The sequence below is a fragment of the Geodermatophilus poikilotrophus genome, assembly GCF_900111455.1.
GTDB classification, from domain to species: Bacteria; Actinomycetota; Actinomycetes; order Mycobacteriales; family Geodermatophilaceae; genus Geodermatophilus; species Geodermatophilus poikilotrophus.
Genome location: NZ_FOIE01000011.1, coordinates 99,898 through 126,188, shown reverse-complemented (window position 1 = coordinate 126,188; position 26,291 = coordinate 99,898). Strand labels below are relative to the sequence as shown.

Here is a 26,291-nt window from a genome sequence, read left to right as displayed (position 1 = left end):
TGGAACGGCTCCCTCGCAGGGACCCGTCGCGAGCGTGCGAGGGGGGCGAGGGGCCCTCCTTCAGACGGTCACGGGGGCGTGTGCCGCCTCGTGGTCGAGCAGCCAGCGCTTGACCGGCGTCCCCCAGCGGAAGCCGCCGAGTCCGCCGTCGGAGCCGAGCACCCGGTGGCAGGGCACGAACAGCGCCGCGGCGTTGCGTGCGCAGGCGTTGGCCGCCGCGCGCACCGCCGCCGGGCGCCCGCAGCGCGCGGCGAAGGCGGCGTAGGTGTCCGGCTCGCCGGCGGGGACGGTGCGCAGCACCTCCCAGGCGTCCTCGAGGAACGGGCCCGAGCGCTGGCGCACCGGGACGTCGTCGATGGCGGCGACGTCGCCGGCGACGAAGGCGGTGACGGCGTCGAGCACGGGCAGGTGCTCGACCTCCTCGACCCAGGCCGGGCGCAGCGCGCGGTGCACCACGGGGAGGAGGTCGGCGACGTCGGCGGTCCAGCCGCTGGCGAGGACGGCGTCGTCGGGGCCCACCACCACGGTGAAGGGCCCCGGTGGGGTCTCGACGGTGGCGGAGCGGGCGGGTCGCGGGGTCATGAGGCGCTCCGGTCGGGCTGGACGGGTCGGGTGGACAGCGTGGGCACGGCGAGCGCCCACAGGTGCATCACGGCGTAGGACCGCCAGGGCCGCCAGCGGGTGGCGGCCTCGGCGTCGGAGCTGCCGAGGGTGGCGAGCGAGCGCCGCAACGCCAGGTCGCCGGGCAGCCACACGTCGGGGTCGCCCAGGCCGCGCAGCGCGACGAGCGCGGCGGTCCACGGGCCGATCCCGGGCACGGCGCGCAGCGCCCGGCCGGCCTCCGCGCGGTCGGCGCCGGGGTCCAGCGGCACCGCGCCGGACGCCAGCGCGCCGGCCAGCGCGTGCACGGTGCGCCGCCGGGCGCCGGTCAGACCGACGGCGGTGAGGTCGGCGTCGACCAGGGCGGCCGGGCGGGGGAAGGCGTGGGTCAGCGTGCCGACCGGCTCGGGCAGCGGCGTGCCCGCGGCCGAGAGCACCCGGGCGGTCAGCGTCCGGGCGCCGGCGAGCGAGACCTGCTGGCCGAGGACGGCGCGGACGGCGACCTCGTCCGCGTCGGGCGAGGCGGGCACCCGGCGTCCCGGCGCGGCCGCCACCAGCCCGGCCAGCGCCGGGTCGGCACCGAGGACGCCGTCGACCGCGGCCGGGTCGGCGTCGAGGTCCAGCATCCGGCGGCAGCGGGCCACCGCCGTCCCCAGGTCGCGCAGCGCGGTGAGCTGCAGCCGGGCGCAGACCGCGGGGCCGCCGTCCGGGGCGGGGGAGAGGTGCACGACCCCCGGCCCGTGCGGCAGGTCGAGCACCCGGGAGAACGTCGTCCCGTCCCACTCCTCCAGCCCGGGGACGGCGTGCACGCCGAGGAACAGCAGCACCTCCGGGGCCTCGTACGGGGCCCGCGCGGCCAGCCGCAGCGTCAGCCGGCCGGGCGCGCCGGGCGGGCCGGGCGGCGCGGTGCGGCGCAGCTCCGTGGGGGTGGCGGCGAAGACCTCGCGGACGGTGTCGTTGAACTGCCGGATGCTGGCGAACCCCGCGGCGAAGGCGACGTCGGCCATCGGGAGGTCGGTGGTCTCGACGAGCAGCCGGGCGGTCTGCGCCCGCTGCGCCCGGGCCAGCGCGAGCGGGCCGACGCCGAGCTCACCGACCAGCAGCCGGTGCAGCTGGCGCTCGGAGTAGCCCAGCCGCGCGGCCAGGCCGGGGACGCCGGAGCGCTCCACCTCGCCGTCGCCGATGAGCCGCACGGCCCGGGCGACGACGTCGGCGCGGTTGTCCCACTCCGGCGACCCGGGGACGGCGTCGGGGCGGCAGCGGCGGCAGGCCCGGTAGCCCGCACCCTGGGCGGCGGCCGCGGTGGAGAAGAAGCTGACGTTGCGCGGCAGCGGCGTGCGGGCCGGGCAGGAGGGGCGGCAGTAGATGCCGGTGGTGGCGACCGCGGTGAAGAACCAGCCGTCGAACCGGGCGTCCCGGCTGGCGACCGCGCGGTAGCAGCGTTCGGCGTCCAGCGGCGGTGTCACGCGACGAGCATGACAGCGCCGGGCCTCGCTGACTGGCGGTTTCCGGACGCGGCCGTGGGTCGGGCTAGGCGAGCCGGCCGTCGTCGCGGACCACCCGCAGGTGCGGGCCGGTGCGGACGTCGGCGTCGGGGTCCTCGACGAGTGGCAGGCCGGCCACCCGGCGGACCCGGTTCTCCGGGACGTCGAGGGCGCGGGCCAGCGCCGCCGCCAGACGCTCGCTCACCATGCCGGAGTGCCGGCCGGCCGCGATGTGGGCGATGGTCTCGGGGGCGACCGCCCACTGGGCCCGCCGCGATGCGGCCTGGGGGCTCGAGGACAGCTCGAGCAGCCGCCGCTGCACCAGCCGCTGCAGGTCGTCGTTCCCCATCCGGGACAGGCTAGGCCGACGCGGCACCCGGGGGCAGGCCCACGGTGCCGAAGGCGTCCACGACCTCCTGGCTGCCGCAGCGGTGGGAGAGCAGGCTGTAGTCGAGGCTCGCGAGCGAGCGTTGCGCCGCCGCCGTGTCGACCACCCCGCAGGCGTCCTCGACCACCACGGGCAGGAGCCCGAGGTCGGCGGCGTGCCGCGCGGTCGGCTCGATGCCGATCTCCAGCACGGCGCCGACCAGCACCAGGGTGGTCACGCCGCGGTCGCGCAGGACGGCCTCGACCGGGGTCCCGACCAGTGCCGACATGCCGAGCTTGTCGAAGACCGGCTCGCCGTCCCGGGGCGCCAGCTCGCCGACGACCTGGGTGTGCGGCGCGTCCGGTGGGAAGGCCGCGGTCACCGCGGCCGCCTCGCCCACCCGTTGCCACGCCATGGCGGTGCGCAGCGCCGTGACGCCCATGTGCGTCGGCGGGAGCGACACGTGCCGGACGTAGAGCACCGGGACCGCGGCCTCCCGCGCCGCCCGCAGGACCGCCGAGATCCGCTCGACCAGCCGCTCCCGGTCCTGGACGTGGGCCAGGATCCCCACCTGCGCGTCGTAGACGAGCACCGCCGACGTCGTCGGACGGCACATCTCGCCCACCGTCTCGGGGACCGCCATGCCGAAGGCCTGCTGCATGCGCGGCAGCCTGGCACCCCCCGGCAGCTCCCCGGCCGGTCGAGCGCGCGGCGGGTGCGACCGGCGCCGCGGTCCGACCGGACGCCGGCGGCTCAGCCGGCCGGGACGGCAGCGGTCGTGAGCACCTCCCGCGCCCGGTCGTCGGCCAGCAGCACCTCGGGCACGCCGGCCAGCGCGGTGCGCATCTGCTCGACCCCGCCGAACTGGAAGCCGAGCTGGGTGGGGTAGCAGGCGCACGCGTCGGCGCGCCGGTCGAGGTCCTGCGGGAGGCACACCTCGGCCAGCCCGTCCGGCAGCTCGGGGCCGGGCACGGCGGTCGGGTCGCGCAGCACGTACGGGCTGTCGCGCCACCACAGCACCGGCCGGTCGAGCGGGGCCACCGCCCGCAGCACCTGCCGGTGGTCGACGTGCCCGCCGAGGGCCTGCGGCGCCATCCACAGGTCGGCGTCGTACCCGTCCAGCGCCGCGGTGAGCGACCGCCACACGTCGTCCCCGTCGTGGACGCCGGCGAACAGGTCGGCGGCGCTGGTGTAGCCGCGGTACGGGGCCTCGGGCAGGCCCAGGTAGACCGGCCTGGCGCCCAGCACGGCCATCGCCGCGGCGTCCTCGCCGCGGCGCAGGGCGAGGTAGTCGACGTCGGCGGGCAGCCCCTTGTCCAGCTGGCAGGCCAGCGCGAAGCCGGCCGGGTCGGGCACGCTGGCGGTGAAGCAGGTGACCACCGTGACCTCGTGGCCGGCGTCGACCAGCGCCGCCAGGGTGCCGCCGACGGAGAAGGCGGCGTCGTCGAGGTGCGGGCTGACCGCTAGGACGCGCACGGGACCCTCACAGCGCCCACGGTTCGACTCCGCACTCAGTCCGCTCCTCGGTCGCTGGCGCTCCCTGCGATGCTCCCTCGTGCGTCGTTCTCACAGCAGGTGCGCCGCGGAGCGGAACCGGCAGGAGAGGTCGACCCCCGAGGGCATCGACCAGCCAGCGGACGGCGTCGTCCCGGCGACCTCGGCGTGGACGCCGGCGATCGAGGCGGCCAGCACCGGCCACGAGTAGAGCCGCCGCACCTCCTCCAGGGCCGTCGTCGCCAGCCGCTCCCGCAGCGCGCCGTCGGCCAGCAGCCGCTCCAGCGCCGCCCGCAGCCCGGCGACGTCGCCCGGGGTGTGCAGCAGCCCGTTCTCCTCGTGCCGCAGGCAGTCGACGACCCCGACGCTGTCGGTGCTCACCGTCGGCAGGCCGCTGGCCATCGCCTCCAGCAGGGTGTTGCTGAACCCCTCGCTGTAGGTGGGGCTGACGAAGACGTCGGCCGAGCGGTAGACCTCCGGTGCGCGGTCGGGCGGGACGTAGCCGAGGAACGTCGTCCGCTCGTCGGCACGGGCCTTCGCCTCGTCGAGGTCCGGGCCGATGCCCGAGACGACCAGCCGGACGCCGTCGGGCAGCGCCTCGAGCAGGTCCAGCACGCCCTTGCGCCGGTCGACCCGGCCGTGGAAGAGCAGCACCGGCGGTTCGCGCAGCGCACCCAGCGGCCGCTCGGCCGGCGTGAACCGCCGGGTGTCGGTGGCCCCGGGGACGATGGTGAACCGCGCCGGGTCGCTGCCGAGGTTGCCGACCACCTCGTCGCGGAAGCTGCCGCTGCCGATGAGCACCGCGGACGACGAGTCGACGACGGCGCGCATCGCCTCGGCGTGGGTGCGGCAGCAGGTGCCCACCCAGTGCCCGTCGCCGCCCTGGATGCTCACCACGGCCGGCAGCCCGGTCTCCCGCGCGGCGGCCAGCACCGCCAGGCCCGGCGGGTAGCCGTACTGCGCGTGCAGGACGTCGAAGGGCCGCTCGGCGTGCAGGCCGACGACGGTGCGCACGATCTCCGCGATGTCGCCCTCCCAGTCGGCGGGGACGACGGTCTCGCCGCGGCTGGGCAGCCCGACGACCTCCACGCCGGCGGGCACCCGCTCGGGCGGGGGCGGCCCGCCGCCGTAGACGCGGGTGCCGGCCTCGTCGTCGCGGTACTGGCTGACGAGCGTGACCTCGGAGCCGAGGGCGACCAGCTCGCGCAGCAGGTTCTCCGCGTAGACGCTCATGCCGCTGACCGCCGGCCAGTAGCGGCGGCTGACGAAGCAGATCCTCATGCCTGCTCGGCCTCCCTCAGCGTCGCGATCGCGCGCGGGACCATCTCGTGCGCGCGGTGCCCGTCGCGGGAGAGCTCGAGGGTGACCAGCCGGTCGTAGCCCACCTCCCGCAGCGCCCGCAGGACGGCGGGCAGGTCGACGTCCCCCTCGTCGAGGGGCAGGTGGTCGTGCACCCCGCGGCGCATGCCCTCGACGGCGACCGTGCCCAGGTGCGGCGCGAACGCCGCGACCGCCTCCTGCGGCTCGTACCCCCCGGCGACGACGCAGTGGCCGGTGTCGAGCGCCAGGGTGATCCCGGGGGCGTCGGCGGCCAGCCGGGCCCAGCCGTCGCAGTCCTCGACCAGCATCCCCGGCTCGGGCTCCACGGCCAGCGCGAAGCCCCGCCCGCCGGAGCTGTCGACCAGCGCGCGGACGCCGTCGACCACCCAGCCCCACGCCGCGTCGCGGTCCACGCCCGGCCGCGGCACGCCCGTCCAGAAGCTGACCGCCTCCGCGCCGAGCACCTCGGCCAGGTCGCAGGCCAGCCGCAGGTAGGCCAGCCGCCGCGCCCGGCCCTCCGCGTCTGCGGTGACCAGCGTCGGCTCGTGCTTGGCCCGCGGGTCGAGCAGGTAGCGGGCGCCGGTCTCGACGACGACGCCCAGCCCCAGCTCGTCGCAGCGCGCCCGGGTCTTCTCGGCCTGGGCGAGGGCGTCGGGCGCGAACGGGTCCAGGTGGACGACGTCGAGGGTCAGCGCGACCCCCGCGTAGCCGGTGTCGGCGAGGAAGGGCAGCGCGTCGGACAGCCGGTGCGAGGTCAGCCCGTTGGTGTTGTAGGCGTAGCGCAGGGCGCTGTTCACTGCTCGGCTCCGTCCCTCGTCCCGCTCCTCGGTCGCCGGCGCTCCCTGCGGTGCTCGCCCGGACGTCGACCTCGCGGTCATCGGGCCAGCACCTCCGCGACCGTGTGCCGGCCCGGCTCCCGGTAGAGCGCGTACAGCGCGCCCACCCGCCGCTCGGCGCCGGCGCGGTCGAACCAGGCAGGCCCACCGAGGCGCGCCTCCGCGTCGGCGGTCAGGTGCACCCGGGCCCAGCCGCCGGGATCGGTGCCGACGGCGACCAGCGGGTCGTCCCGCTCGAGCAGCCGGCGCACCCCGCGCTCGCCGATCCGCCCGTAGGACATCGTCTCGACCTCCAGGCCCGGCACCAGCACCTTGGCCGCGACCGCGTCGCCCTCCGAGGGCTGCAGCTCGACCAGCACGTCGTGCCCTGCGGCGTGCAGGGCGCCGGTGACGGTGGCGTGCAGGTCGTCCCCGGACCACGTCGGCAGGTCGCCCAGCGCGACGGTCTCCCTCCGGGCGAGGACCGAGTCCTGCAGCAGGTCGACCAGCGCGCCGGTGCCCATCCGGGTCCAGGCCAGCATCGCCTCCAGCGCGCGGTCCTCCTCGACCAGCCGCTCCGGCCGGTGCCCGCCGCGCCAGGACGCCAGGTAGCCCGGCGGGGTGGCCGGCAGGACGACGTCGAACGGGCCGTGCATGAAGGCCTTGCGGCTGCGCGCCGAGGCGAACTCGTGCAGCGCCTTGCGCACGGCGGTGTCGCGGTCGGGGTGCGCCGCCTCGCCGCACGCCGTCGCCATGACCGGGACCGGCTCGGAGAGGTCCCGCGAGCAGCCGACCGCGTAGACGTCGACCACGCCGAACTCCGTCGTCGCCAGCTTCACCACGACGTCGATGCCCGCGGCGTCGAGCCGGTCGAGCAGCGCCAGCGCGTCGGGGTCGCGCAGACCGGCGAGGTCCACCACGACGCCGCGGTCCATCGCGCGGAAGGAGGTGGCGTTGCCGTCGCGCTGCAGCACCTCCAGCAGTGCGTGCGCGACCGCCCGGTCGGGGTCGAACGCCGCGCCCTGCCCGTTGGTGATCACCGTGGTCAGCCAGCCGCCGGGGGGTGGCGCGCCGGGCAGGTCGTCGGGGGCGGACGCGACCAGCTCGGCGGGGACCAGCACCGTCTCGCCGTCCCGCTGCCGGGTCATCGGCAGCCACTGCAGCGGCCGGTCGTCGTCGTAGGCGCTGCCGGCCTCCAGGCAGAGGGTGCGCGGGTCGGCGACCCGGTCCCGGCCGTGCCGCCGGGTCGTCTCCGCGTAGGAGCCCTGCTCCCGCTCGACGCCCTGGTGCGCGCGCAGCGACAGCGCCATCTCGGCCATCTCGCCCAGCGCCCCGGTGCGGGCCTCCTCGCGGGTGGCGCCGTAGCCCAGGCCGCTGCCGCCGGGGTGCCCCGCCGACGGTGGCAGGACCGCGCTGTGCAGCGGCACGTCGAGGACGTCGAGGCCCTCGATGGCGAACTCGTCGACGGTTCCCGGGAACGAGTCGAGGTACCGCTGCGAGGAGGTCGTGACCGGGGCGTTCACAGGTCCTCCAGGGCGACGGGCGCGGCGTCCGGCGGGCCGGCGAGGAGCCGCTGCACCAGGTGCACGACGTGGTCGGTGGTCACCCCGCGGACCAGCTCGAACGGTGTCGCGACGGCCTGGAACTCCAGCGCGCCCACCACGGTCAGGTACTCGCGCAGCTCGCCGTGGGAGAGCGGGATCTGGGCGTGGAAGGCCTTGTGCGCGCTCAGCGCGACCGGTTGCCCGGCCTCGTCGAGGTCGACCTTGAGCGAGTCGCCGCAGAACAGCACGCCGCGGCGGCGGTCGTGCAGCACCGAGTGCCCGGGGAAGTGCCCGCCGGTGCGGTGCAGGGTCAGGTCGGGGGCCAGCTGCAGCTCGTCGTCGGCCGGCCAGGTGACCCGGAAGGCCTTGGTCCACTCCAGGTCGCGGACACCGACGCAGACCGTGCGCGGCTCGAGCTCCTGCTGCAGCTGCCACAGCGCGCCGTACCCGTGCACGTGGCTGGAGGCCAGGACGTCGAACCCGCCCTTGGCCGCGGCCATCCGGCGGAGCTGGGCCAGCATGCCGGCCGTGTACCAGGGGGCGCACTCGAAGCCGACCAGCCCGGCGTCGCTCTCGATCACCCAGCCGCGGCTGTCCAGCCCGAAGCGCGGGTGCGTGCCGAACTCGGTGACGCCCTCGACGGCGGTCGGCCGGCAGAAGCCCTCGACCAGCTCCTCGACCTGCGCAGGGGTGACGAACTCGAAGCCGTCCTCGGGGAGGGCGTTGCGGACGTCGGCGCAGACCGGGCAGACCAGCGGCCCGGGCGCCGGCCAGCGCTGCCAGTGACCGCAGTTGGTGCAGGCGTAGGCGGGCAGGTCGGGCAGCAGCCCGCGGTAGGGGTTGGTCATCTCGCGTCTCCCAGGGCGGTGAGGAGCAGGCGGTGCAGGCGCAGGTCGCGGTCGGCGTCGTACGGCCAGGGCGCGTGCCCGGCGACGGCGGCGGTGAAGGCGGCGAACTGCGCGGCGAAGGGGGAGTCCCCGGCGAAGGGGACGTCGACCGGGTCGGGCCGGTGGAGCGTGAGCGAGCCTCCCGCGGTCTGGCCCATCGTGTCGACGGCGACGGCCATCCCGCCGGTGCCGACGACCTCCAGCCGGCGGCGGGGGAGGGCGTCCGGGGTGTTGAAGGCGACGTGCAGGTCGACCAGCACGCCGGCCGCGGTGCGCCCGGACAGCAGCGCACCGTCGTCCACCGGGTAGTCCTGCACCCGGCGCTGCAGCAGTGCGCGCAGCTCGACGACGTCCTCGCCCAGCAGCACGCCGGCCAGGTCCAGGCCGTGCGGCGCCAGGTCGATCGCCGCGCCGCCGCCGGCCCGCGCGCGGTCGACCCGCCAGTTGTCGTGCGGGCGGCCGTCCGGCGTCCAGTCGGCGGGCAGCCAGCAGCAGTAGACGATGCGCAGCGCGGTCACCGTGCCCAGCTCGGGCACCAGCTCGCGCAGCCGGACGTGGGCGGGGTGCCAGCGCTGGTCGTACGCCGTCCCGAGCAGGACGCCGGCGTCACGGGCGGCGGCCACCATCGCCCGCGCGTCACCGACGTCGGCGGCCAGCGGTTTCTCGCACAGCACCGCCTTGCCCGCCGCGGCGACCGCCTCCACCACCTCGCGGTGCGCGGCATTGGGGACGGCGACGTAGACCGCGTCCAGCCCGGGGGTGGCGAGAAAGGCACCGAGGTCGGCGTGCGCGGGCGCGTCGGCGTCCACCCGGGCCAGCGCGCCGGGGTCGCGGTCGTGCAGCGCGACGACGTGGGCGCCCGGCGTCGCGGTCAGCGCGGGGAGCGCGTGGTCGCGGGCCACCCAGCCGCAGCCGGCGACGCCCCACCCGACGGTCACGCTCGCCCTCCCTGGGTGGCGGCCACGAGTGCGACGAAGTCGTGGCCATCGCCCACCGATCGCCACGAGTTCGTCGCACTCGCCGGACGGGGACGGTCGAGCCGGGTACCGGTGCTGCTCACCACGCCTCCGGGAGGTCGACGAGCAGCCGGCGGCGGGCGGCGTCGGTGGGCAGCGGGTCCGGCCAGCGGGCCGGCAGGTACGTCGACCGCGGCCCGTACTCGCCGGCGTAGCGCTCGCTGGGCCAGCGCAGCTCCCCGGCGGTGTACAGCGGGTTCGGCCGCAGAGGCGGCAGCGGCTCGCCGAGGTCGACCGGCGCGGGGGAGCGCGGGTCGCCGGCGACGAGGGCCACCGCCTCGCTCGAGTGCAGGTCGACGGCTGCGGCGGACCGGGGCGAGCGGCCGGCGAGCAGCGACTCGGTGAGCTCCGCGTCGTCGTAGAGCAGACCGGTGCCGAGCACCGCGGCGTAGCCCTCGGGGGTCAGCGGCTCGCCGTGCCGGTCGGCAACGTGCGCGTGCCCGACGACGACGGTGCCGCCGTCCCCCGCGAGCTCGTGCATCGCCGCCGCCGCGGCCGGTTTGTCGCGCAGGAAGTAGAAGGCGTCGTGGCACAGCACGTAGGCCGGCGTCGGCACGCCCAGGTCGGGGACGCCGGTCACGTCGGCGCACACGTAGCGCGCCTCCGGGCAGACGAAGCGGCGGGCCAGCCACAGCTTGGCCCAGACGACGTCGACCCCGACCAGGTCGGTGCAGCCGCGGCGGGCCAGCTCGCGCAGGTGGGTGCCGGTGCCGCAGGCGACGTCCACCACCGGCCTCGGCCCCGGCCAGTGCTGCTGGAGGAGGGCCAGGCCCGCCAGGTGCGTGGGGTCGGACCACCGGTGGGCGAAGTAGTCGGCCACCCGGCCCATGCCGAGCAGGCCCATCGCCTCCCGCAGGGTGCGGGCGGCCGGCACGCGGGCCAGCTGCTCGGGCGGCGGGGGCGGCTCGGTCCACCAGTCGTCGGCGTCGGCCAGCAGCGCCACGCGGGCGCGCTCGACCTCGCCGTGCGCCAGCAGACCGGCCACCTCCGCACGCAGCTCGTCGCGGCCGGCTCTGGCGAACGGGATGCCGTCCACCACCGGGACGGCGGGCGCCGCCGTGCTCAACGCCTCACCGTCCTCTCCCGCGCGGCGCAGCCGCCAGGTCGGCGGAGCCGCTCACAGTCCCGCCGCCGCCAGGACGTCCAGGTGGAAGGCCTGCACCGGCCCCGCGTGCACGAGCTCGAGGTCGTCCAGCGCCTGGTCGGCGGTGAACGCGGCGGCGCGCGCGTGGTGGTGCACCTGCAGCACCCGGTCGAGGACGTCGGCGGCGTGGAAGGCCTGCGACTCCGGCGCCCCGGCGTCGGCCCGCAGCCGCAGCACCGTGCGCAGCCGCTCGGCCAGCGGGCCGGGCAGGGCGGCCAGCTCGCGCTCCTCCAGCGTCGTCAGCACCCGGTCCAGCGCACCCCCGAGCAGCACCTCGCCGGCGAACCCGGCGTCGGGCAGCACGACGTTGTGCAGGTGGTGGGCCAGGCCGACGAGGAACGGCGCGACCGGGTCGGCGCCGAACACCGGCGCGACGAGCACGCCGTAGACGGCCACGGTCAGGCAGTGGTCGCCGTGGCTCTCCGGCGGCTCGACGACCACCCGGGGCTTCCCGGGAGCGGTGGCCCCGGCGCGCGGCTGGCGGTTGAGCAGCCCGGCCAGCGCCGGCGGCTCCGGCGTCGGGACGGCGAGCGGCAGCGCCGCACGCAGCTCCGTCCGCAGGCCGGCGTCCAGCGGGCCGGCGACCTCGTCGAAGCCGCGGCGCAGCACGTCGAGCGCCTCGTCGTCGGCCAGGCCCGCCGTCCGCAGCACCGCACCGTCGATGCCGGCCAGCCGCGCGCGGGCCACTGCCGCCGCCGTCTCCGACATCACGACCGCGGCCGCGTCCTCACCCGCGACCAGCCGCCCCCAGGCGCGGGCGAAGGCCTGCTCGGCCAGCGACCCGGGGACGGCGGCGACGCGGACCCGCTTGGCGTCGCCGACCTCGGTCAGCAGCGGGCGGAGCTCGGCGAGAGCGGGGGAGCCGCCCCTCACCGGCCGGCCGGCGCGCCGGCGACCCAGTCGAGCAGCACGCGCTCCTGCCGGTGCAGGGCGTGCTCGGGGGTGCTGCCGTCGGGCGACATCGGCGCCTTGAAGAACCAGCCGAACTGGGTCTGCACGCCGCCCTGCCCGCGCTGCTGCGCCAGGTCGGTCAGCCGGGCCAGCTCGATGGCCAGCGGCGCGGCCAGGATCGAGTCACGGCACTGGAAGTCGACCTTGACCTGCATGCGCTGGCCGAGGAAGCCGACCAGGTCGATGGCGTCCCAGGCCTCCTTCTGGTCGCCGCGCGGGCGGTAGTAGTCGATCCGCACGACGTGGTCCTCGACCGGGTAGCCGAGGATCGAGTCGAGCACGCTGCCCTTGGTCTGCAGCTTGCTCGACAGCGAGTCCGGGTCCTCGAGGGCCAGGCCGTCGCGGTTGCCCAGGATGTTGGTGGAGTACCAGCCCTCGACGGTGAGCGCACGGCTGCGGAAGGCCGGCGCCAGCACCGTCTTCATCATCGTCTGCCCGGTCTTGCCGTCCTTGCCGGCGACCGGGACGCCACGGCTCTCGGCGAAGGCCACCAGCGCGGGGACGTCCGCGGCCAGCGACGGGGTGAAGTTGACGTAGCCCACACCCTCGGCGATCGCGGCGTAGGCGTACACCATCGCCGGGGTGATCGACCGGTCATCGGCGTCCAGCCCGGCCTCGAAGGCCTCGATCGTCTGCAGGGCGGGCGCCTCCGGGTCCGGCCAGCGCTCGGTGGAGGCCAGGTTGACCAGTACCAGCCCGTCCAGGTCGTGCTCCGCGCGAAAGCGGGCCAGGTCGGCCCGGACGGCGTCGACCTGGGCGCGACGGGTCTCGGCCAGCACCGCGTTGCCGCCGGTCACGTTGCGGCAGAAGTCCGCGTCCCCGGCCGCGGGCCACGGCGTCACCGAGGACAGGTGCGGCCCGGCCTGCTCCAGCTGGTGGTGGTCGAGGACGCCGTGCAGCTCGGCGGCCTTGCGCAGATCCGTGCCGTCGAGGTCCCAGCCCCCGACGACCAGGTCGGCGTAGCCGGCCATGCCGGTCGCCTCCTCGACGGGGCGGCCGTCGACCTCCAGCCCCGCCAGCGGCAGCCCGGTCGCGTCGCCCCCGCCGGCGCGGAGCATCTCCAGCCCCGCCACGGCGGTCGTGGCGACCGCTCCTCCGAGGCCGACCACGGCCATCCCGACCCTGCGTGGTCCAGCGGACACTGGATCCCCCTCGCACTCGACACCATGACGCACGACCTACCGTGACACGGGTCACCGGCGCCCGCAGGTCGAAACTGGAGTCGGTCCAGTCTTCGAGTCCGCGTGCCGGGTCCCCCGACCGGATCGACGGGGTGCGGACGGGGCCGCCCTCGCCGCTCGGGCGCTGCTGCAGACGCCCGTAAGCTGGTCTCCCGTGAGTCTCACCATCGGGATCGTCGGGCTGCCCAACGTCGGCAAGTCGACGCTGTTCAACGCGCTGACCAAGAACGACGTCCTGGCGGCGAACTACCCCTTCGCCACCATCGAGCCGAACGTCGGCGTGGTCGGTGTGCCGGACCCGCGCCTCGGCACGCTGGCGGAGCTGTTCTCGTCGCAGAAGACGATCCCCGCGACGGTGTCGTTCGTCGACATCGCCGGCATCGTGCGCGGCGCCAGCGAGGGGCAGGGACTGGGTAACAAGTTCCTGGCCAACATCCGCGAGAGCGACGCGATCTGTCAGGTCATACGGGTGTTCACCGACCCCGACGTCGTGCACGTCGAGGGCAAGGTCAGCCCGGCCGACGACATCTCCACGATCGACACCGAGCTCGTCCTCGCCGACATGCAGACGCTGGAGAAGGCGATCCCGCGGCTGGAGAAGGAGGCGCGCAAGGACAAGGAGCGCGCCGCGCTGCTGGCCGCTGCACTGGACGCGCAGAAGGTGCTGGACGAGGGGAAGACGCTCTTCTCCGCCGGCGTGGACCCCGAGCCGCTGCGCGAGCTGACCCTGCTGACCACCAAGCCGTTCCTCTACGTGTTCAACGTGGACGAGGAAGAGCTGGCGAACGAGGAGCTGATCGCCTCGCTGCGGGCACTGGTGGCGCCGGCCGAGGCGATCCTCATGGACGCCAAGATCGAGGCCGAGCTCGCCGAGCTGCCCGAGGAGGAGGCCGCCGAGCTGCTCGCCGGCATCGGCCAGGAGGAACCCGGACTGCACCAGCTGGCCCGCATCGGCTTCGCCACCCTGGGCCTGCAGACCTACCTGACCGCCGGCCCCAAGGAGGCCCGCGCCTGGACCATCCCCGTCGGTGCGACCGCCCCGCAGGCCGCCGGGGTCATCCACACCGACTTCCAGCGCGGCTTCATCAAGGCCGAGATCGTCTCCTACGACCAGCTCGTCGAGGCCGGGTCGATGGCCGAGGCCAAGGCCCGCGGCTGGGTGCGCATGGAGGGCAAGGACTACGTCATGCAAGACGGCGACGTCGTGGAGTTCCGCTTCAACGTCTGACGGCGGTCACACCCGTCCCCGGAGGATCCGGCGGAAGTAGATCACCGGCAGTGCGTAGCGGTCGAGGAGCCAGGTCGACCGGCGGGGCTTGACCGGGTCGAGGAAGGGCACCGACGGGGACGGCCGCCCGTCGCGGTCGACCTCGACGAGCACCAGCTTCCGGCGGTCCAGGGTGATCGGGATGACCGTGTACCCGTCGTACCGCTGCAACTCCCCGCCATCACGGACCGCCGCGATGTTCCGGGCCAGGACGTCGACCTGCTTCCTCAGCGCTCCACCCGACGGCCGGGTCGCCACGTCCGCCGCGTCGCCCAGCGCCCAGATCGACTCCTGCCGGCGCGAGCGCAGCGTGTGCGGATCGACGTCGACCAGGCCCGGGGCCGGGTCAGCGGCCAGGCCGGCGTCGGCGATCCACCGCGGCGCCCGGTAGTGCGGGACGGCGTGGGCGAAGGCGACGTCCTCGAGCACCCGCCGGCCGGTGCCCGTCGCGACCGTGACGGCGTGCACGTCCCAGTCCACGTGCTCGATCCGGGCCTCGCGCAGCACCTCCACGCCGTAGGTCGCGAAGGTGTGCTCGAGGACCTCGTCGGCCGCCGGGACTCCGGTCGGGGTCGCAGCGGGCAGCAGGAGCCGGACCTGGAGGTCCTGCAGCACACCGGCACGCCGCCAGTGGTCGCAGGCCATGAGCAGCGGCTTGAGCGCCGTCGGACCGCAGGACGCCGGCTCCGGGGGGCACGGTGAACACCACGGAGCCGGCCCGCAGCGACGTCAGTCGCGGCCACACCTGCGGCGCGCTGCCCGGGACGTACGTGGAGGCCGCCCACCCGTCGTGGTACGCCGACTGCAGCCCCGGGGTGGTGTCCCAGTCCTCCTCGAGGCCGGGGCAGAGGACGAGGGTCGAGCAGTGCAGCGTGCGCCCTCCGCGCGTCCGCACCGTCATGGCGGTCGCGTCGACCGCGTCGACGCTGTCGCGAACCCACCGGCACCCATCGGGGACGACGTCCCGCATCGGGCGTTCCAGGTCCGCCATCGCCGCCTCGCCGCCGCCGACGTAGTTGAGCAGCGGCTTGTACCGGTGCACCGGTTGCGGAGCCACGACGGCGACGTCGCGGGCGCCGTCGCGGAGCAATCGCGCCGCCAGCGAGATGCCGGCGTTGCCGCCACCGACGACCAGTACCTCGTGGTGCTCCACGTCTGCTCCTCGGGCACAGGCCACGGACCTCCGTCACGGCCGCAGCTCGGCCACATGATCCAGCCTGCCCGGCTCGTCCGGTCGCGCACCGCGTACACGGGGGTGATCCGGCCGTCCTCGGTTCGAGCCGCGGAGCAGCCGGTTCTCCGCGTCGTGGGCCCGCTGCGCCGGCCGGGCACCAGGTGAGCTCTTCCGGAACGGCTCGTCCCTGTGGTGTGCTCGCGCCCCTCCCTACCACCCCGGACAGTGCTGGAGACGCCGTGACCACTCCCACCACGCACCCGCAGCGGACCGTCCAGGTCGGCGACATCTCCGTCGCGGTCCAGGAGTACGGCGAGGGCGAACCGCTGCTGATCGTGAACGGGACGACGCAGTCCCTCGGGTTCTGGGCCGAGAGCGCGCCGGTGCTGGCCGGCCGCCACCGCGTGGTCACCTACGACCTGCGCGGCATGGGCGGGTCCGAGCGGGGCTCGGGTGAGATCAGCGTGGCCTCGCTGGCGGCCGACGCCCGGGGGCTGCTCGAGGTGCTCGACATCGAGCGGGCCCACGTCCTGGGCTACTCCCTGGGCAGCGCCATCGCGCAGGAGCTCGCGCTGGCCGCTCCGGAGCGGGTGGCCTCGCTCGTCCTCTACTGCACCTGGGCCCGCACCGACGGCTTCCAGCGCGCGGTCATCACCGGCCTCGCCCACCCGTGGCGCACCGGCGACATGGAGGCCGCGCTCGGGGCCCTGGGCATCGCCTTCTCGCCGCAGCTGCTCGACAGCCCGGAGTTCGGCGAGCTCGTCGAGCAGCTGCTGCCGCTGTTCCCCAGCACCGAGCAGCAGATCCGGACCACCGCGGAGCAGTGGGACGCCGACCTGGCCCACGACACGCTCGACCGGATCGGCGGCATCACGGCGCCCACCCTCGTCATCGCCGGCGAGCAGGACCTGCTCACCCCGCCCTGGCACGGTCGGCAGGTGGCCGACACGATCCCCGGGGCGAAGCTGCACCTGTTCACCGGCCCGGGCTCCAGCCACGCCCTCGGCGTCGAGCGCGCCGAGGAGTTCCTGCCCCTGGTGCAGGACTTCCTCGCCGAGCACCCGCTCACCTGACGAGCGACGGAGTATCCGACCGGTCCGCGGGAGCCCGATCCACCGCTGCTCGACGGATGTCCGCACGTCTCCCGCCCGGCCGGTGAGGGGCCGCGGTGCGGACGCGCACGGAGGCGGCGGATCGATCCTCGCGGCGCGTGCCTCCGAGGCCCCGTCGAGGGCGTCGTGAGGGACCCCACCGTCCAGGCCCTGCAACCCGCCCCGAGGGGTCGTTGCGGTTCCGCGAGGGCGCCTGACGTACCTGAGGGAGACACTAGTGTGACCTAGGTCACTGTCCGGACATTGGAGGTCCCCTCATGACGACGACCACGGAAGCGGCAACCGTCCAGGAGCCGCGCAGCAGCGGAACCCAGCACGTCGACGTCCTCATCGTCGGTGCGGGGGTCTCCGGGATCGGCGCCGCGCACCACCTCCAGGAACAGTTCCCCGACCGGTCGTTCGTCATCCTGGACGCACAGGACAACCACGGCGGCACCTGGTGGACCCACCGGTACCCGGGCGTGCGCTCCGACAGCGACCTGTTCACCTACGGCTACCGGTTCAAGCCCTGGCGCGGGCCGTCGATCGCCGCGGGGGAGGAGATCCTCAACTACCTCGACGAGGTCATCGAGGAGGACGACCTCGGTCAGCACATCCGCTACCAGCACCGCGTCACCTCGGCCAGCTGGTCCACCGACGACCGCCGGTGGACCGTCGAGGTCACCCGCGGCGACACCGACGAGCAGCTGCAGTTCACCACCGACTTCCTGTGGATGTGCCAGGGCTACTACAACCACGACAAGCCCTACCAGCCGCAGTGGGAGGGTCTGGACCGGTTCCAGGGCCTGGTCATCCACCCGCAGCAGTGGCCCCAGGACCTGGACCTCGCCGGCAAGCGCGTCGTCGTCATCGGCTCCGGCTCCACGGCCGCCACGCTGATCCCGGCGATCGCCCAGCAGGCGGCGCACGTGACGATGCTGCAGCGCTCGCCGTCCTACTTCCTCGCCCCACCCCTGACGCACGAGCTCGCCGTGACGCTGCGCCAGCTCAACATCCCCGAGGACTGGACGCACGAGATCCTCCGCCGCGCCTACGCCGCCCAGTTCAACGAGCTGGCGCGGATGTCACTCGAGGCGCCCGACGAGCTCCACACGTTCCTCATGGAGTCCCTGAAGCCGCTGCTGCCCGAGGGCTTCGACATCGAGAAGCACTTCACCCCCCGCTACCGCCCGTGGCAGCAGCGCATCGCGATCGTCCCGGAGGGCGACCTCTTCGCGGCACTGCGCGAGGGGAAGGCCTCGATCGTCACCGACACCATCGACACGTTCACCGAGAACGGGATCCGGGTCGGCTCCGGTGAGGAGCTCGAGGCCGACGTCGTCGTCAGCGCCACCGGGTTCAACCTGTCCGCCTTCGGCGACGTCGACTTCACCGTGGACGGCGAACCGGTCGAGTTCCCCGAACGGGTCACCTGGCGCGGCATCATGATCAGCGGCATCCCGAACATGGCCTACGTGTTCGGCTACTTCCGGCACAGCTGGACGCTGCGTGCCGACCTCGTCAGCGACCTGGTCTGCCGGCTGTTCGAGACCATGGAGGCGAAGGGCGCCACCATGGTCGTCCCGACGCTGCGGCCGGAGGACGCCGACATGCGGATCCGGCCGTGGTCGGATCCGGAGAACTTCAACGCCGGGTACGTCATGCGCTCGCAGCACGTCCTGTTCAAGCAGGGCGACCGGGAGCCGTGGACGCACATGGCGGAGCACGCCGAGGAGATGGAGCTCCTGCCCAAGGCCGACCTCGACGACGGGACGCTCGTCTACCGCTGAGCCCGGCTGTCCCGAGGGCGGGCGGAGGGCGGTCACCCGTCCACCTGCCCGATCCACCGCTCCGCGCCGGTGCGGGTGAGCACACGCCTCACCCGCACCGGCGCGGAGCGGTCGGACCAGCAGGGGCCGCGAGCGCTACGCCGGGGTCACGGCCGTCCGGCCGGGCCGTCGTCCGACTTGGCGGGCGGGATCAGCGGGTCCGCCAGCGGAGCGTCCGTCCCGCCGGGGCCGCCCGTCCCCGTCACCGGCGGGGGTGGCGTCACGACGACGTCGACCTCGTCGACGACGAGCGCGTCGATGTCGACCGTGTCGGTGCTGCCGCCGGCGTCGACGCTGTGGCGGCCGGGCCCACCCCCGGACAGCTTGTCGATGCTGCTCTGCAGCGGAGCCGGAGCGGCGGCCCTGACCTGCTCCACGGCCTGCTGGACCTCCGGCCGCTCCATGAAGCCGGCCGCGGCCTGCCTGATCTGCTCGTACCGGGCCCGCCCGGCGCGCGCGCCGAGCACGTACCCGACCCCGAAACCGAGCCCCAACGACAACCTGCCCATGACTCTCCCCCAGCCCTTCTCCAGTCGTTCTCCGGTCTCGGCGATCACCTCGGGCACCGCCTCGGCCGCCGCGCCCACCGTGAGCACCGCGTGCAGACCCGTCCGCCCCGCACGGCCGACGCCGGCGACCACCCGCGGCAGGGCTGCCCCGACCGCCAGGGTCGCTGCATCGGTGGCCCGCAGGGCCGAGTCCGTCCCGGCGCGGGCGGCGCGCCAGGCCGCCTGCCCGGTCGTGGCCAGCAGCGGCGTGAGTCGCGCCGCGGCCTCGTCGGTGTAGGTCCACGCCGCCGTCGCCGCCGCACGGCCCTGCTGCGCGGCGTCCACGGCAGCGCGGCGGAGGGAGGCCTCCAGCACCGGTGCGGCTGTGGCGGCGAGCGGCACGGCTCGATCACGCGCGGCGGCCGTGCCGGCGAGGGCGCGGGCCGCGGCCGACCTCGGCGGGGGAGCCGCGCGCCGGAAGAGGCGCACCGACCCGAGGGTCGATCCGCGGCGCAGTCGCACGGCCGCGACGACCGCTGCCAGGACCGCGAGCGCGGCCACGGCGGCCGCCACGCCGCGACGGCGACCCGCACCTCCGCCGGCGACGACCTGCCCGGCGGCCGCGTCCGGTGCGGTCCCGTTCGGCGCGGTCCCGGTCGGTCCGGCCCCGGTCGGTTCCGACGTGGTCGGCTCCGGTGCGGTCGGCTCGGACACGGTGGACCCGGCCTCGGTCGACTCGGCCTCGGTCGACTCGGCCTCGGTCGACTCGGCCTCGGCGACCGGCAGCAGGCTGTCGGAGGTGGAGGTCGAGTACTCGATCCCGTAGTGCCGGTAGAGCTCCGCCTCCTGCTCCTGGGACAGCTCACGCGCCGGACCGAACCGTGGCGCGCCGTCGGCGTCGGCCCGGGTGACCGTGACCTGGACCCGGTCACCGGTCCCCGTCGCGTCGAGGAGCGGGACCACCACGGTCACCTCGTCGCGATCGGCGTACATCCACTCCGGCAGCCCGGTCGCCTCGTCGGCCAACAGGGCGGCGCACACCCCGATCTCGGCGCCGTCGCGGTCGACCACCGTCCTGCCGATCCAGTCCCTCGCCGCGTCGCGATCAGGCAGTGTCATCGTCGCCCCCTGTCGTGAGCGGCCGGGCGGCCGGGCTGCCGCGTCGACGGCCGTCGCCCGCAGCTACCCAGCAGGTGGCGCGCCAATCCGCGCCCTCGATCGGAACCGGCACCGGTCCGACCGCTCAGGCGCCGGCGGGACTCGACGACGAGGCCACGTCAGGACGGGTCCGGTTCCGTCGGCGGGACCGCAGGCACTCGTCCCACCGGAGGACCCCTGGGCGGGTCGAGTCCGTATCCCCTCCGACACGAGGGCAACGCGCGCCGGCGGACCGAAGGGGGTCGGGTCTGCAGCCGTAGCTGGACCGCACTGTGACGAGGCGAGTGGGCCACCAGTTCGTCACTGAGCCGCCGGGGCGTTCCGCGGCGCGCCGTGTCCCGGTGGCACCCCCGGGCACGTCCGCCGGTACGGGAGATCGGGGAGCAGGTCGGTCCACTCGGCCATGGTCATGTTGCGGCCGATCAGCCCACAGCCGGCCTGGGCCCACGTGGAGAAGTCGACGTCCCACAGTCGCGCGGCCCCGTCGTGGCTCGACGAGGCGACCTGCTGACCGTCGGGGGTGAACGCCACGCCGGTCACCGCTTGCTCGTGCCCGGTGAGCGGCGCACCGCGGGGGAGCCGCGATCGGACGTCCCACGCACGAACGGACTGGTCCTCGCTGCCGGAGACGAGGGAGCGGCCGTCGCGGCTGAAGGCGACGCCCAGCACTCCGCCGTCGTGCCCACCCAGCGGTTCGCCGATCTGCACTCCCGTGCCGACGTCCCAGAGCCGGACGGCGTCGTCGGCTCCACCGGTGGCGAGCACCCGCCCGTCCGGATGGAAGGCGACGCCGTACACCTCGCTGGCGTGACCGGACAGCGGCTCGCCTGCAGGACGCCCCGATGCCGCGCTCCAGAGTCGCGCCGTACCGTCGGTCGAGGCCGACGCGACCAGCGAGCCATCCGGGCTGAAGAGGACGTCGTTCACGTCCTCGACGTGGCCGGTCAGCGGCTCGCCGTGGCGTGCGCGCGACTCCGCGTCCCAGAGCTCGACGACCCCACCGGCCATCCCGAGGACCAGCAGCCGCCCGTCGGGGCTGAACGCGACGCCGAGCAGGGCGTGCTCGCTGACGGCGATGGGCTCCTGCAGCGGGCTCCCGGTCGCCACGTCCCACAGCGACAGCACGCCGTCCTCGCCGGCCGAAGCCAGGACGCGGCCGTCGGGACGGAACGCCACGGCGTTCACCGGAGCGTCGTGCTGCAACGCCGGGCCGTGCGGCCGCGTGGACGTCACGTCCCACAGCCGTGCGGTGCCGTCCGCACCGGCGGTCGCCAGCAGCCGGCCGTCGGCGCTCACGTCGACGTCGAGGACCTCGGCGGAGTGACCGGGGTAGGCGCGGCTGACCGAGTACGTCTCCACCACCTCCCACAGCCGCACGGTGCCGTCCCAACCCGCCGTCGCGAGCTGACGGCCGTCCGGGCTGAAGGCCAGGCCGTCGACGTCCTGCGGGTGCCCGACGAACGACTGGCCCACCGGTTGTCCGCTCGCCACGGACCACACGCTGGCGGTGTCGTCGGAGCTCGAGGAGGCGAGCAGTGCGCCGTCCGCGCTGAAGGCGAGCCCGCGGACCACGTGCTCTGCGGAAGTCGCCGGGAGGGTGTGGAGGACCTCGCCGGTGCGGGTGTCCCACATCCGGACGGTGGCGTCCCACCCGCCGGAGGCGAGGACGCCGCCGTCCGGACTGAAGGCGATCGTGTTCACCTCGTCCTCGTGGCCGACGAGCTCGTGCAGGAGCCGGCCGGACCCGCTGTCCCACATGCGGACCACGCCGTCGTCCCCGGCCGCGGCCACGACCCCGGTCGAGCTGTAGGCCACGCTCTGCACCCAGCCACTGCCGCCGGTCAGGGGATCCCCGTGGGGCTGCCGGGACGCGACGTCCCACACCCGCACCACGCCGTCGCTGCCGCCCGAGGCGAGGAAGCGGCCGTCAGCGCTGAACGCGGTGCTCCACACCGCGGCACCGTGCTCCAGTGCCGGCCCGTCCGGCCGACCGGTCGCCGGATCCCACAGGCGTACCAGTCCGTCGCGACCGCCGGACGCGAGCAGCCGGTCATCGCGGCCGAACGCCACGCTCCACACCTCGCCACCGTGCTGGAGCGTGGCCCGCTCACCAGCCGTGGCCACGTCCCACAGCCGCACCACACCGTCGCCCCCGCCGGAGGCGAGGACGCGACCGTCGCGGGTGAAGGCCACGCCGTGCACCTGGTTGGTGTGGCCGAAGAGGGTCCGCGACACGTGGGTGACCCGCGCCAGCGCGGTGACCAGGCCCGCGGCGGGAGGCGCCGTGCCCCGGGGGGCGACGCCGAGCGCGTGCAGCCCGGCCAGTATCGCCGTGTCCGGCTGGGAGTCGACGAGCCGGTCCGCGTCCGACGAGAGCTGCCGGGCCAGCGCCAGACGGGCCTGCGCTTGGGCCTCCCGGTCCTGCCGCCACGCCAGCCCGCCGGCGGTGAGTGCGAGGACCAGGAAGACGGCGAGCCCGCTCGCCAGGATCCGCAGGCGACGGTTGGTCCGGTGGGCGACCTCGAGTTCCCGAGCGGCCACCTCCCGGCTGCTCTCCAGGAAGCGGCGCTCGAGCGGGCGCAGGTCCTCCAGGTGCTCGTCCCCCCAGCGGTCGAACGCCGCCAGGTGCCCGCCGCGCAGGAGGAAGGACTCGTCCCGTCCGCCCTGCTCCCAGTCCGCCGCGAGGCGGTCCAGTTCGGAGCGTCGTTGCAGCCACTCCCTGGCGTCGTCGATCGCCGAACGCAGTGGTGGCCACTGCCGGAGGAGCGCCTCGTGCGCCACCTCGACGGTGCCCTCGCCGGCGTCGTCCGACGTGCCGCTGGCGCTCACCAGCAGGCGCGCCTCGACGAACGCACCGACGACGGTCCGCTCCTCGTCCGTCAGGCTCCGCCACTCCACGCGCCGCCGAGTGGGCTCCTCCCCGTGCTCCACCGCCGCGAGCTGGAGCAGCGTCGGCAGGACCGTCGGGCCGAGGCCGCGCCGGATCAGCTCGTCGAGGATGTGGTCGGCGCGTCTCTGCAACGCGCCGACCACCCCGCCGACGGCCTCGTAGTCGGCGCTGCGGATCCTGCCCCCGGGTCCGACGCGGTCGTAGAGCTCGCTCAGCGTGTAGGCCAGGAGGGGGAGCGCGTCGCCGCCCGCGGTGTCCTCCACCATCCGTTCGACCAGGCCGGGGTCCAGGTCCAGGCCGGCGCGTCGAGCCGGTCCAGCGATGACCTCCGGCAGACGGGACCGGCTGAGGGGTTCCACGACCAGCGGGTCGTCGATCGCCTCGGCCAGCCCCGCCCGCTCGGGCGCACTCGTCAAGAACTCCGAGCGCAGCGTGGCGACGACCCACAGCGGGCTCCGCTCCCGTCGGAGCGCCCCGGTGAGCAGGTGCAGGAACGCCTGCTGTTCCCGTCGCCCGCTCGACGTGAGGAGTTCCTCGGCCTGGTCGACCACCACGAGGACCCTCGGCCGCTCCTCCCCGAGGTCACCGCACAGCTCGGCGAGCTCCCCCGCCAGACTGGCGAGCGCATCGGGACCCCGTCCCAGGTCCGCCGCCACGTCCGTCCGGGACCGCGGGACCCCGTGCGCGGCGAACGCCTCCGACAGGCACCCCGCCAGCCGCCAGGTGGGATCCGACCCCGGCCGCACGGGCGGCAGCACCACCCACCTCGTCCCCAGGCGGGTCACACGAGGCAGCAGCCCCGCCCGCAGCAGGGAGGACTTGCCGCTGCCCGAGGGCCCGACGATCCCGACGAACCGGCCCGGCCCCCGCAGGATCGTGGGCTGCAGCAGCTCGAGGAGCCGGGTGGTCTCCGGGCCCCGGCCGTAGAAGACGGCGGCGTCGGCGGCCTCGAAGTGCGCCAGCCCGGGGTACGGCGACCGGATGGGATCCCAGGAGAACGAGTCAGCCGGATCGAGACCGGCCCGCTGCAGCCCCCCGCGCAGACGGTCGAGCGCAGCGTCCCCCTCGGCCAGGTCCACCCACTGGACGTCGTCCAGCAGGTCCATCCGCGTGGCGGGCTCCACCCGGATGGGGAACACCGGCTTGCCCAGTGCGCGGGCCAGGCTCAGCTCGGCGAAGCACCACCGGGACGCCGTTGAACTGGAACTGGCCAGGAACACGACCCCGTCGCACCTGCGCAGTTGCGCGTACAGCTCACGCTCCCAGTCCTGGCCGGCTCCGATGCCGCTGTCCGGGTCGAAGTCGACGAACAGGGCGGCGTAGCCCTCGGACCGGAGCCACTCCCGTACCTGCTGCGTCGGAGCCCAATCCCGGGCGCTGTGGCTCACGAAGAGGGACGTCATGGCTGCACCGGCGGTTCGGCGGCCAGAGGTCGCGGGTGGTGCGCCGGGGCGCGGCGCACCACTCCGTCACTTGTGAGGCGGCCGCACGAAGGTGATCGACCGATCCGTGGGGGGATAGGGATCGCTGATGATCAGCATCTCGTGCATCCCGAAGTCGTGGCGGTGCCACCCCCGGTCATGGCGATGCCCGTACGAACACCGGAAGTCGCTCGGCTTCACGTTGCTCGGCGCCATCTGCGGGCCGGTGCACTCGAACCTGCCCGGGTTGGCCCAGTCCCAGGGAGGCGGGTTCCCCCCTGCCTGCAGCAGGCCGCCACCGTTCGGCGTGCTGAGCCGCTCGCGGTAGTTGTGCCCACTGCACCAGTAGGTGTGGTCGCCACTGCTCCACACGCACTCGATGCTCCGTGGGGGTGCGTTGCCGTGGAACGCGTCGTCCACCTGAGAGGTCTTGCCCGGTTTGCCGGACGCCACCCCGGGCCCTGCCAGGACCAGCACGAGGAGCACCGACAGGACGGTCGCGAACCGGAATCCTCGTGCAACGCTCGTCTCTCGCATGTCACACCTCCTCGAGATCCCCGGATCTCGCGAACGGAGGACGGGCGGGACCCGGTCGAGTGCACGACGAGTGCGCCCTCCGACGGTAGGCATGTGGCGTCACGACATCGTCACCAGATGCGTACCGCGGCGACTTCCTGCGTCGAACTCGGGTCGTGTGCTCTGCGACCGCGGCAGGTCGTGGGAGCCGACGAGCAGCCGCGCCGACCACCGGCGCAGGTCTGGGATCCTGCCAGCGGCGCTGTCGGGAGGCTGCGCCGGACGGCGTCAGCCTCGACGCAGGGTGCGACGCCGGGACTCCCTCGGTCGCGGGAGGTCGCAGTGACGACTCGCACGCCGACCGCCACCCTCCTGGTGGCGTGGTCCGACCAACGGAGGTGGTCGCACGCTGCGAGCCGCCTCAAGAGGCGCATCGTGCGGTGGCGCACCACGGTCCTCGCGCTGGCCATCGCCGGCGCCGTGCTCGCCACGCTCGCAACCCAGGTCGGCGTCGACAGCGGCGTCGGCCGCGGCCTGAGCGTCGCAGCAGCCGTCGCGCTCGCGCTGGTGCCCGTCATCAGGACCGCGCGACTCGGCCGCGACCGCATCGAGGCGTGGACCCGCGCCCGCTCGGTCTCGGAGGGCCTCAAGAGAGAGGTCTACTCCTACCTCACCCGCACACCTCCCTACGACGGCGACGACCGGGACGCCGAGCTCGGGAAGCGGACGTCCGCCATCGCGGGCGACGCCGATGACCTCGCCGGACACACCATCGACTGCCCGGTTGAGGACCCGCCCCTGCCTGGGGTCGACGGCGTGGCGTCCTACCTGCGTGAGCGCGTGCAGCCACAGATCGACCGGTTCTACGTCCCCGGGGCCGCCAGGCACCAGCGGCAGCTGACGCGACTCCGCACGGGCGAGTTCGGGTTGGCGCTGCTCGGTGCCCTGCTCGGCGCCGCCGCTGCCGCTACGGGACTCGACGCCGTCGGTGCCTGGATCGCGGTGGTCACGACCGTGGGTGCGGCCGTCACCGCGCACACCGCCGCCGCCCGTCATGAGCAACTGGTGCTCGTGTACATGTCGGCCGCGCGGCAGCTGAGGGTCCGGGTGACGCGGTGGCGCGACGCGTCGGACCACGGCCCCGGAGCGGCGGCCCGGTTGGTGCGCGACTGCGAGGACGTCATAGCGCGCGAGAACGGGAGCTGGATGGCCGCGTGGACCCGTGACGAGGACGGCCGGAACGCTGCCCCGTGACGTCGCCGAGGGCCGTGCACGGGGCCGAGCCGGCCGGCCCGCTCAGGCCCGGAGCGCGCGTTGCCGTGGCAACGGCTCAGGCGGCCAGCGGGTGGTGGTGGCAGCGGCCACCGGCGGTGGCGCGGGCGCCGCACGGCGCGCCGGCCCTGGTCAGGCCGCCGCTGTCGCCGCAGCGGACCGGGGCGGCCACGGCCGGCGCGGCCGCGGTCGGCGCCGCCGGGTGCTGGACCGCGGGGCGCGGGAAGGGCAGGACGACGGCGTCGTGCACCTCGGCGGGCGCGGCGGGCAGGGGAGTGGTGGCTGCGGTCGGGCGGGCGGCCAGGCGGTGCAGGACCGTGGCGGCGGTCGAACCGGCGAGGAAGGCGGCGAGGGCGGTGGCGACGTGGCTGGCGCGCATGCC

22 protein-coding genes are annotated in these 26,291 nt (G+C 75.1%); 4 read left to right on the top strand and 18 right to left on the bottom strand.

Annotated elements, in window-relative coordinates; all coding sequences use genetic code 11:
* Positions 1 to 60: 60 nt before the first annotated feature.
* From BMW27_RS21745 to BMW27_RS21685, 13 genes are all read right to left on the bottom strand, one after another.
* A complete protein-coding gene (locus tag BMW27_RS21745; RefSeq protein ID WP_091448347.1) occupies positions 61 to 582 on the bottom strand; it encodes a methylated-DNA--[protein]-cysteine S-methyltransferase in 522 nt (173 codons plus the stop codon).
* The gene (locus BMW27_RS21740; RefSeq protein WP_091448344.1) at positions 579 to 2,066 is read right to left on the bottom strand and encodes an AlkA N-terminal domain-containing protein; all 1,488 of its coding nucleotides are present in this window, start codon (positions 2,064 to 2,066) and stop codon (positions 579 to 581) included. The genes BMW27_RS21745 and BMW27_RS21740 overlap by 4 nt, the downstream gene beginning before the upstream one ends.
* 64 nt (positions 2,067 to 2,130) lie before the next feature.
* Complete coding sequence (locus tag BMW27_RS21735) at positions 2,131 to 2,433, bottom strand: hypothetical protein (RefSeq protein WP_091448342.1); 303 nt, start codon at positions 2,431 to 2,433, stop codon at positions 2,131 to 2,133.
* Positions 2,434 to 2,443: 10 nt separating this feature from the next.
* On the bottom strand, positions 2,444 to 3,112 hold the full coding sequence (locus tag BMW27_RS21730; protein ID WP_091448340.1) for a cysteine hydrolase family protein: 669 nt from the start codon (positions 3,110 to 3,112) through the stop codon (positions 2,444 to 2,446).
* 92 nt (positions 3,113 to 3,204) lie between these two features.
* Positions 3,205 to 3,927 (bottom strand): PIG-L deacetylase family protein, encoded by a 723-nt coding sequence (locus tag BMW27_RS21725; RefSeq protein ID WP_091448338.1) that lies wholly within the window; start codon positions 3,925 to 3,927, stop codon positions 3,205 to 3,207.
* A 90-nt stretch (positions 3,928 to 4,017) separates the two neighbouring features.
* Entirely contained in the window at positions 4,018 to 5,226 is a 1,209-nt protein-coding gene (locus tag BMW27_RS21720; protein ID WP_091448335.1) for a glycosyltransferase family 4 protein, read from the bottom strand.
* Positions 5,223 to 6,062, bottom strand: a complete 840-nt coding sequence (locus BMW27_RS21715) for a sugar phosphate isomerase/epimerase family protein (protein WP_245743798.1) — start codon at positions 6,060 to 6,062, stop codon at positions 5,223 to 5,225. The genes BMW27_RS21720 and BMW27_RS21715 overlap by 4 nt, the downstream gene beginning before the upstream one ends.
* A 77-nt stretch (positions 6,063 to 6,139) precedes the next feature.
* Entirely contained in the window at positions 6,140 to 7,603 is a 1,464-nt protein-coding gene (locus tag BMW27_RS21710; protein WP_091448332.1) for a YcaO-like family protein, read from the bottom strand.
* Positions 7,600 to 8,472, bottom strand: a complete 873-nt coding sequence (locus tag BMW27_RS21705; protein WP_091448330.1) for an MBL fold metallo-hydrolase — start codon at positions 8,470 to 8,472, stop codon at positions 7,600 to 7,602. Before BMW27_RS21705 ends, BMW27_RS21710 begins: the two co-directional genes overlap by 4 nt.
* Complete coding sequence (locus BMW27_RS21700; protein WP_091448328.1) at positions 8,469 to 9,449, bottom strand: Gfo/Idh/MocA family protein; 981 nt, start codon at positions 9,447 to 9,449, stop codon at positions 8,469 to 8,471. The genes BMW27_RS21705 and BMW27_RS21700 overlap by 4 nt, the downstream gene beginning before the upstream one ends.
* A gap of 118 nt (positions 9,450 to 9,567) precedes the next feature.
* A complete protein-coding gene (locus BMW27_RS21695; protein WP_091448325.1) occupies positions 9,568 to 10,593 on the bottom strand; it encodes a class I SAM-dependent methyltransferase in 1,026 nt (341 codons plus the stop codon).
* 51 nt (positions 10,594 to 10,644) lie between these two features.
* On the bottom strand, positions 10,645 to 11,544 hold the full coding sequence (locus BMW27_RS21690) for a hypothetical protein (protein WP_091448323.1): 900 nt from the start codon (positions 11,542 to 11,544) through the stop codon (positions 10,645 to 10,647).
* Entirely contained in the window at positions 11,541 to 12,737 is a 1,197-nt protein-coding gene (locus BMW27_RS21685; protein ID WP_091448322.1) for an inositol-3-phosphate synthase, read from the bottom strand. Before BMW27_RS21685 ends, BMW27_RS21690 begins: the two co-directional genes overlap by 4 nt.
* A 220-nt stretch (positions 12,738 to 12,957) precedes the next feature.
* On the opposite strand from BMW27_RS21685, the gene ychF reads away from it, so the two are divergent.
* Positions 12,958 to 14,031, top strand: a complete 1,074-nt coding sequence (gene ychF / locus BMW27_RS21680; RefSeq protein WP_091448321.1) for a redox-regulated ATPase YchF — start codon at positions 12,958 to 12,960, stop codon at positions 14,029 to 14,031.
* 6 nt (positions 14,032 to 14,037) lie between these two features.
* Here the strand turns inward: ychF and BMW27_RS24190 are convergent, their stop codons facing one another.
* A complete protein-coding gene (locus BMW27_RS24190; protein ID WP_245743801.1) occupies positions 14,038 to 14,715 on the bottom strand; it encodes an NAD(P)/FAD-dependent oxidoreductase in 678 nt (225 codons plus the stop codon).
* Between the two features lie 768 nt (positions 14,716 to 15,483).
* On the opposite strand from BMW27_RS24190, the gene BMW27_RS21670 reads away from it, so the two are divergent.
* Both BMW27_RS21670 and BMW27_RS21665 read left to right on the top strand, forming a co-directional pair.
* Positions 15,484 to 16,317, top strand: a complete 834-nt coding sequence (locus BMW27_RS21670; protein WP_091448320.1) for an alpha/beta fold hydrolase — start codon at positions 15,484 to 15,486, stop codon at positions 16,315 to 16,317.
* 296 nt (positions 16,318 to 16,613) lie between these two features.
* Positions 16,614 to 18,125: a flavin-containing monooxygenase gene (locus tag BMW27_RS21665; RefSeq protein WP_091448318.1), complete on the top strand. Its 1,512-nt coding sequence runs from the start codon at positions 16,614 to 16,616 to the stop codon at positions 18,123 to 18,125.
* 146 nt (positions 18,126 to 18,271) lie between these two features.
* On the opposite strand, the gene BMW27_RS21660 is transcribed toward BMW27_RS21665, so the two are convergent.
* The 3 genes from BMW27_RS21660 to BMW27_RS23590 all read right to left on the bottom strand — a co-directional run bounded on the left by BMW27_RS21660 (position 18,272) and on the right by BMW27_RS23590 (position 24,658).
* A complete protein-coding gene (locus BMW27_RS21660; protein ID WP_139206958.1) occupies positions 18,272 to 19,771 on the bottom strand; it encodes a hypothetical protein in 1,500 nt (499 codons plus the stop codon).
* A gap of 339 nt (positions 19,772 to 20,110) precedes the next feature.
* Positions 20,111 to 24,103, bottom strand: a complete 3,993-nt coding sequence (locus tag BMW27_RS21655) for an nSTAND1 domain-containing NTPase (RefSeq protein ID WP_091448313.1) — start codon at positions 24,101 to 24,103, stop codon at positions 20,111 to 20,113.
* A 66-nt stretch (positions 24,104 to 24,169) separates the two neighbouring features.
* Positions 24,170 to 24,658, bottom strand: coding sequence for a hypothetical protein (locus BMW27_RS23590; protein WP_175486615.1), 489 nt, complete (start codon positions 24,656 to 24,658; stop codon positions 24,170 to 24,172).
* A 117-nt stretch (positions 24,659 to 24,775) separates the two neighbouring features.
* Here BMW27_RS23590 and BMW27_RS23585 point away from each other — a divergent pair, with 117 nt between their 5' ends.
* The gene (locus BMW27_RS23585) at positions 24,776 to 25,891 is read left to right on the top strand and encodes a DUF4231 domain-containing protein (protein WP_281244781.1); all 1,116 of its coding nucleotides are present in this window, start codon (positions 24,776 to 24,778) and stop codon (positions 25,889 to 25,891) included.
* Between the two features lie 76 nt (positions 25,892 to 25,967).
* On the opposite strand, the gene BMW27_RS21645 is transcribed toward BMW27_RS23585, so the two are convergent.
* Positions 25,968 to 26,288, bottom strand: coding sequence for a hypothetical protein (locus BMW27_RS21645; RefSeq protein WP_091448308.1), 321 nt, complete (start codon positions 26,286 to 26,288; stop codon positions 25,968 to 25,970).
* Positions 26,289 to 26,291: the final 3 nt, after the last annotated feature.

Bases quoted from the DNA above. Each gene is read 5' to 3' on its own strand.
- BMW27_RS21660 (WP_139206958.1), bottom strand. From the start codon at position 19,771: ATGACACTGCCTGATCGCGACGCGGCGAGGGACTGGATCGGCAGGACG.
- BMW27_RS23585 (WP_281244781.1), top strand. From the start codon at position 24,776: ATGCGTACCGCGGCGACTTCCTGCGTCGAACTCGGGTCGTGTGCTCTG.
- BMW27_RS21665 (WP_091448318.1), top strand. From the start codon at position 16,614: ATGACGACGACCACGGAAGCGGCAACCGTCCAGGAGCCGCGCAGCAGC.
- BMW27_RS23590 (WP_175486615.1), bottom strand. From the start codon at position 24,658: ATGCGAGAGACGAGCGTTGCACGAGGATTCCGGTTCGCGACCGTCCTG.
- BMW27_RS24190 (WP_245743801.1), bottom strand. From the start codon at position 14,715: ATGGCCTGCGACCACTGGCGGCGTGCCGGTGTGCTGCAGGACCTCCAG.
- BMW27_RS21685 (WP_091448322.1), bottom strand. From the start codon at position 12,737: ATGGCCGTGGTCGGCCTCGGAGGAGCGGTCGCCACGACCGCCGTGGCG.
- BMW27_RS21720 (WP_091448335.1), bottom strand. From the start codon at position 5,226: ATGAGGATCTGCTTCGTCAGCCGCCGCTACTGGCCGGCGGTCAGCGGC.
- BMW27_RS21655 (WP_091448313.1), bottom strand. From the start codon at position 24,103: ATGACGTCCCTCTTCGTGAGCCACAGCGCCCGGGATTGGGCTCCGACG.
- BMW27_RS21705 (WP_091448330.1), bottom strand. From the start codon at position 8,472: ATGACCAACCCCTACCGCGGGCTGCTGCCCGACCTGCCCGCCTACGCC.
- BMW27_RS21645 (WP_091448308.1), bottom strand. From the start codon at position 26,288: ATGCGCGCCAGCCACGTCGCCACCGCCCTCGCCGCCTTCCTCGCCGGT.
- BMW27_RS21745 (WP_091448347.1), bottom strand. From the start codon at position 582: ATGACCCCGCGACCCGCCCGCTCCGCCACCGTCGAGACCCCACCGGGG.
- BMW27_RS21735 (WP_091448342.1), bottom strand. From the start codon at position 2,433: ATGGGGAACGACGACCTGCAGCGGCTGGTGCAGCGGCGGCTGCTCGAG.
- BMW27_RS21730 (WP_091448340.1), bottom strand. From the start codon at position 3,112: ATGCAGCAGGCCTTCGGCATGGCGGTCCCCGAGACGGTGGGCGAGATG.